Source organism: Blastopirellula marina (genome assembly GCF_002967715.1).
In the GTDB taxonomy this organism is placed as follows: domain Bacteria; phylum Planctomycetota; class Planctomycetia; order Pirellulales; family Pirellulaceae; genus Bremerella; species Bremerella marina_B.
In genome coordinates this window covers 1-598 of the sequence record NZ_PUIA01000066.1, presented here as the reverse complement: position 1 = coordinate 598, position 598 = coordinate 1, and the positions used below count along the sequence as shown (strand labels likewise).

The window sequence follows — 598 nt, the reverse complement described above, 5'->3', positions numbered from 1 at the left end:
GACTTCCTGGAACAGGTCCTCGTTTGCGCCCGACGATTTCGTATAGAGCGATTCCAGCAGTTCGCTAGGATAGGTCAGCCGATCTGCAACCCGCAGCGCGTGGGCGACAAACGCGAACTTGGCGGCCCGGCTGGCGAGACAGATCACCGCGTCGCGCCCCCAGATCGATCGCATCGACTTTTCAAAGGGAGCGCCGCTCCGGTCATCCAGCACCAACTGGTTATCCGAGATCGGTACGGCTCCTTGCGCGGTCGCCTCGCGATAGAAGGCGCTGCGGTCGTCTCCTGGCAGACGCGTTAGATTTACAATCGCGTACAGGTTGCGTCCCTGGCCGATGTAGCGAGCGACGGCGATCGGATCGACGACGACTCGCTGCGTGAAGTAATTGAGTCCCGAGGGAGCGACGCCAGCTTCATAGTCGAGCGGCCCCGGCGACTGGGCGCCGGAAGCGGCTGGATGCGCGCCATGGACGACCGGTTGTTCGGCCGGACGTTTGGCGGGCGCTTCGACGTTGGCCTGGCTGCCGTAGCCTGCCTTTCGTCGCGCCTGCGTAAAGTCGGCGCTGGAAAGCCGGGAGTAATGATCTCCTATCTCTTGC

General features: G+C 63.0%; 1 protein-coding gene. It reads right to left on the bottom strand.

Translation table 11 applies throughout. The annotated features are described in order from the left end of the window. A partial coding sequence (locus tag C5Y96_RS27475) for a hypothetical protein (RefSeq protein WP_158261333.1) occupies positions 1-598 on the bottom strand: 598 nt, incomplete at both ends.